Source organism: Curtobacterium sp. B8, from assembly GCF_000333315.1.
In the GTDB taxonomy this organism is placed as follows: Bacteria; Actinomycetota; Actinomycetes; order Actinomycetales; family Microbacteriaceae; genus Curtobacterium; species Curtobacterium luteum.
In genome coordinates this window covers 1-5,468 of sequence record NZ_BACW01000322.1, presented here as the reverse complement: position 1 = coordinate 5,468, position 5,468 = coordinate 1, and the positions used below count along the sequence as shown (strand labels likewise).

The window sequence follows — 5,468 nt, the reverse complement described above, 5'->3', positions numbered from 1 at the left end:
CCCCCGTCGACATCAGCACGGTGCTCGACCTCGCGCGTGACGCGGCGCACGGGGTCGCACGCCCGGCGGCTCCGCTCACGACGTTCCTCGTCGGGTACGCGGCGGGCCTGCGTGGCGGGAGCGCCGAGGACCTGGCGGACGCGACCGCGACCGCGACCCGGCTCGCCGTCGCACGGGCCGACCAGGGCGGAGCGTGAGCCCGGCCGCCCCACGCTGGACCGACGCGCGAGCCGCCGCGCACGCGGCTGGGACGCTGCTCCGCCAGACCGGCGAACCGACCGACCTGGCGGCGGCGCTGGGACGCGTCCTCGCCTCGGACCTCCACGCCCCGGGTGCGGTCCCCGGCCACGACGGCGCGGCGATGGACGGGTGGGCGGTCGCGGGTGCCGGGCCCTGGGTGCTCGGCGCTCCGATCGTCGCGGGCGCGGAGCCCTCGACCGGAGTGCTGCGGGCCGGACAGGCACGTCCGATCACGACCGGCGCACCGGTGCCGCCCGGCACCGCGTCGGTCGTGCGGTCCGAGGACGCCGACGTCGTGGACGGACGGCTCGTGCGCCACACGACCAGCGCCCGCCGGCACGTCCGTCCCGCCGGCGAGGAGGTCGCCGTCGGTCAGCGGCTCTTCCCCGCGGGCACCGTGCTCACCCCGCCCCGCGTGGCGCTCGCGGCAGCCTCGGGCGTGGACGCCGTCGACGTCGTCCCGGCCCCCACGGTGCGGGTCGCGGTGCTCGGCGACGAGATCGTGCAGCACGGCGTCCCGCGGCCCGGGCAGGTGCGGGACGTGTTCTCCACGACCCTGCCCGCGGTGCTCGGTGCGTTCGGGGCGGGTCCGGCATCGACGCTGCGGGTCCCGGACGACCCGGACGTGACGGAGCGGGCACTGGCCGGCGCGGTCGAACGCCTGGTCGTGACCACGGGCGGGACGGCCGGGTCGTCGACCGACCACGTGCGCGGGGCGCTCGGCAGGATCGGCGCCGAACTCGTCGTCGACCGGGTGGACGTCCGTCCGGGTCGACCGGCGATGCTCGCGCGGCGGGGTCGCACGCTGTACCTGTGCCTCCCCGGCAACCCGATGGCCGCGATGGTCGGGGCCGTGCTGCTCGGAGGGCCCCTCGTCGCCGGGCTCACCGGCCGGCCGCTCGCGGCGCCCGGCTCGGTCCGGCTGGCGGTCGACGTCCCGGTCGACCGGCCGGGCGCGCTCGTGCTCGCCTACCGGGCCACGCCGGACGGAGCGGTCCCTGCCGCGCACCAGACGTCGGCGATGCTGCGCGGGCTCGCCGACGCGGACGGGCTGATGGTCGTCGACGTGGGCGCGCGGGCGGGCGACGAGGTGCCCGCGCTCGCGCTGCCCTGGTGAGCGACCGGCCGGGAACCGCACCGCGGCCGCGCACCCTGGTCCGACGCGGCCCGGGGTGGAGACCCGAGCCATGAACGGATCACCGCCCGGAAGCGGTTCACGCGCATCACGTTCGCCACTTCCCGNTCGTCCGGGAGGACCTGCTCGCCGTCGAGGAGCCGCTCGAGATCCGCGTCGGGGGCTCGGCGCTCGCCATCACGATGCGCACACCGGGCCACGACGTCGACCTCGCGGCAGGCTTCCTCGTCTCCGAGGGCGTCATCGCCCGGGGTGACGAGTTCGCGGCGGCCCGGTACTGCGCCGGCGCGACCGAGGAAGGACTGAACACGTACAACGTGCTCGACGTCACCCTGGCTGCCGGCGTGCCCGCGCCCGACCCGAGCCTGGAGCGAGCGTTCTACACGACCAGCTCCTGCGGGCTCTGCGGCAAGGCCAGCATCGACGCGGTGCGCACGAAGTCCCAGCACGCGGTGCTCCACGACGACCTCGTGCTCGACCCGGCGCTCCTCGCGACCTTCCCCGACCGGCTCCGCGAGGCGCAGGACGTGTTCGAGAAGACCGGCGGCCTGCACGCGGCGGCGCTCTTCGACGGCACCACCGGGCAGATGCTCGTGCTCCGGGAGGACGTCGGGCGGCACAACGCGGTCGACAAGGTGATCGGCTGGGCCGTGAAGGAGGACCGACTCCCCCTCAGCGGCACCGTCCTCATGGTCTCCGGGCGCGCGAGCTTCGAGTTGACTCAGAAGGCGTCGATGGCCGGCATCCCCGTGCTCGCGGCGGTGTCCGCGCCGTCGTCGCTGGCCGTGGACCTCGCGAAGGAGGTCGGGACCACGATCGTCGGCTTCCTCCGCGGGCAGAGCATGGTCGTGTACAGCCGCCCCGAGCGCATCATGGAGTCGGCCCCCGCCTCCGCCGCACCGAGAGAGACCGTGAGCGCACGATGACGAAGCAGCCACCCACCGACGACGTGACCGACGCCGACCTCACCGTCGGCGAGCCGAAGGACTGGGCGGCGGGCGTCCCCGGCGTCCTGCACTCGATGGGCCCAGCGCTCGAACAGCTCGGTGCCGCGCGGACCGCCAAGCTCATGCTCGCCCTGAACCAGAAGGGCGGGTTCGACTGCATGAGCTGCGCCTGGCCGGACCCGGACAAGCGCAAGACCGCGGAGTTCTGCGAGAACGGCGGCAAGGCCGTGGTGTGGGAGGCCACCCCGGTGACGGTGCCTCGGACGTTCTGGGCCGAGCACTCCGTCGACGACCTCGCCGACAAGACCGAGTACTGGCTCGGCATGCAGGGTCGGCTGACCGAGCCGGTGTGGAAGCCCGCGGGCAAGGACCACTACGAGCCGGTCAGCTGGGAGCGCGCGTACGAGATCATCGCCGAGAAGCTGAACGGCTTGGACAGCCCCGACCAGGCGTCGTTCTACACGTCGGGTCGCACGAGCAACGAGGCCGCGTTCGTCTACCAGCTCTTCGTCCGGGCGTTCGGGACGAACAACCTGCCCGACTGCTCGAACATGTGCCACGAGTCCACCAGCCTCGCGATGGCCGAGGTCGTCGGCATCGGGAAGTCGACCATCGCGTACGACGACTTCGAGCAGACTGAGCTCATCATCGTCATGGGGCAGAACCCCGGCACGAACCACCCGCGCATGCTCACCGCGCTCGAGGACGCCAAGCAGAACGGCGCCGAGATCGTCGCGGTGAACCCGCTACCGGAGGCGGGTCTGCGGCGGTACAAGAACCCGCAGCGCCCCCGCGGCGTCGTGGGGCACGGCACCCAGATCGCGGACCAGTTCCTGCAGATCCGGCTCGGCGGCGACATGGCGCTGCTGCAGGCCGTCGCGAAGCGGGTCGTCCTCGCCGAGCAGGCGGCCCCGGGCACCGTGGTCGACCGTGCCTTCATCGACGAGCACACCAGCGGCTACGACGCGTTCGTCGAGCACATCCTCGAGGTCGACGACGACGAGGTGGTGCGCGCGACCGGCCTGACCCTCGCGGAGATCGACGAGCTCGCCGACCGCTACCTGCGCTCCGAGCGGACGATCATCACGTGGGCGATGGGCATCACCCAGCACACGAAGGCCGTCGACACGATCAAGGAGATCATCAACCTCCTGCTGCTCCGTGGGAACATCGGCAAGCCCGGCGCCGGCGCCTCGCCGATCCGCGGCCACAGCAACGTGCAGGGCGACCGGACGATGGGCATCTGGGAGCAGATGCCGGACTCCTTCCTCGACGCCCTGGCGGCGGAGTTCCACTTCGAGCCGCCCCGCGAGCACGGTGTCGACGCGCTCAAGGGCATCCACGCGATGCAGCGAGGCGACGTCAAGTTCTGGATGGGGATGGGCGGCAACCTCGTCGCCGCCATCTCGGACTCGCAGCTCGCCGAGCGGGCGTTCCGCGGCACCGAGATGACCGTCCAGGTGTCGACCAAGCTGAACCGGTCGCACGCGGTCGTCGGGGAAGAGGCACTCATCCTGCCGACGATGGGCCGGACCGAGATCGACGTGCAGGCCGCGGGGCCGCAGTTCGTCTCCGTCGAGGACACCGTCTGCTCCGTGCACGGCAGCCACGGCCAGGTGCCGCCCGTCGCCCCCGGACTCCGCAGCGAGGTCGCCATCGTCTGCGAACTCGCCCGAGCCGTCCTCGGCGACCGGGTGCCGATCGCGTGGGAGGCCATGCGCGACGACTACGGCGTGATCCGCGACCACATCAGCCACGTCGTCCCGGGCTTCGACGACTACTCCCGCCGGGCGGGCAGCAAGGAGGGCTTCGTCCTGCCGAACGGCCCCCGCGACTCCCGGACCTTCGCGACGGAGACCGGCAAGGCGATGCTGACGGTCAACGAGCTCGAGCACGTCGAACGGCCCGAGGGCACCCTGCTGCTGCAGACCCTGCGCTCGCACGACCAGTACAACACGACGATCTACAGCCTCAACGACCGGTACCGCGGCATCAAGAAGGGTCGGCACGTCGTCTTCGTGAACCCGGAGGACCTCGCCGAGCTCGGGCTCGAGGACGGCCAGCACGTCGACGTCGCGACCGTCTGGCACGACGGCGTCGAGCGGGTGCTCCGCGACCAGCGGATCGTCGCCTACCCGAGTGCGAAGGGCTGCGCGGCGGCGTACTTCCCCGAGGCGAACGTGCTCGTCCCCCTCGACTCCGCCGCGAAGGGCAGCAACACCCCGGTGTCGAAGGCGGTCCCGGTCCGGCTGACCCCGGTGGTGGCTCCCGTCCCCGTCGGCTGACGCCGGACGCGGGTCCGGCGCCCTGGTCCGGCTCGCTGGGCCGGGCGGCCGGGCCGGCTCGCCGCACGGGCGGCCACGCCGTACGGTGGGGTCATGTGGCCGACGGAGGACGCCTGGCACCGGACCGTCCCGGACCGCCTCGCCGCCGCCGTCGCGCGCTGGGACCTCCGGCCGGGCAGGGTGATCACCGGCGGGAGCGTGTCCCACGTGCAGGCCGTCACCACCGCGGACGGCGGAGCAGCGGTGCTCAAGCTGTCGTTCCCGCACCGCGAGGCCCGGGACGAAGCGGCAGCGCTCGCCTGGTGGGGCGGCGAGGGAGCGGTCCGACTGCTCGCGGTCGATCCGGACGACCCGTTCGTGCTGCTGCTCGAGCGCTGCGACCCCGGCACACGACTCGTCGACCGGACGGACCTGAGCGCCGCCGAGCGGCTGGCGATCGGTGCGGGCGCCGTCGCACGGCTCTGGGCGGCCGGGGTGCCCGACGCGTCCCCGTTCGAGCGGCTCGTCGACGTCTGCGACGAGTGGGCCGACCTCGCCGAGGAGCGGATGCGGACCCTCGCGCCGCCGCTCGACCCCGGGATCGTCCGGCACGGCATCGCGCTCCTCCGGGAGCTCCCCCGGTCGGCTCCGGCCACGGTCGTGGTGCACGGTGACCACAACCCCGGCAACGTCCTCATGGCCGGACGCGAACCGTGGCTCGTGATCGACCCGAAACCGATGACAGGCGACCCCGCGTACGACCTCTGTCCGCTGCTCGTGCAGGTCGACGACCCGTTCGCCCACCCCGACCCCGGGACGGTCCTCGCGGACCGGGTCGGACTGCTGGCCGACCGGACGGGTCTCGCACCAGTCCGCGTGCTC

4 protein-coding genes and 1 pseudogene are annotated in these 5,468 nt (G+C 73.4%); all 5 read left to right on the top strand.

Annotated elements, in window-relative coordinates; translation table 11 throughout:
* Nucleotides 1-197: DUF6457 domain-containing protein (locus tag I59_RS07895; RefSeq protein WP_031273339.1), on the top strand; the 197-nt coding region annotated here is incomplete at its 5' end.
* Complete coding sequence (locus I59_RS07890; RefSeq protein ID WP_022903397.1) at nt 194-1,357, top strand: molybdopterin molybdotransferase MoeA; 1,164 nt, start codon at nt 194-196, stop codon at nt 1,355-1,357. The genes I59_RS07895 and I59_RS07890, both read left to right, overlap by 4 nt.
* A 78-nt stretch (nt 1,358-1,435) precedes the next feature.
* Nucleotides 1,436-2,301 (top strand): annotated as a pseudogene (gene fdhD, locus I59_RS19515) (formate dehydrogenase accessory sulfurtransferase FdhD).
* The gene (locus I59_RS07880) at nt 2,298-4,607 is read left to right on the top strand and encodes an FdhF/YdeP family oxidoreductase (protein WP_022903396.1); all 2,310 of its coding nucleotides are present in this window, start codon (nt 2,298-2,300) and stop codon (nt 4,605-4,607) included. Before fdhD ends, I59_RS07880 begins: the two are co-directional and overlap by 4 nt.
* A gap of 93 nt (nt 4,608-4,700) precedes the next feature.
* A partial coding sequence (locus tag I59_RS07875; RefSeq protein ID WP_022903395.1) for an aminoglycoside phosphotransferase family protein occupies nt 4,701-5,468 on the top strand: 768 nt, incomplete at its 3' end.

Bases quoted from the DNA above. Each gene is read 5' to 3' on its own strand.
- I59_RS07880 (WP_022903396.1), top strand. From the start codon at position 2,298: ATGACGAAGCAGCCACCCACCGACGACGTGACCGACGCCGACCTCACC.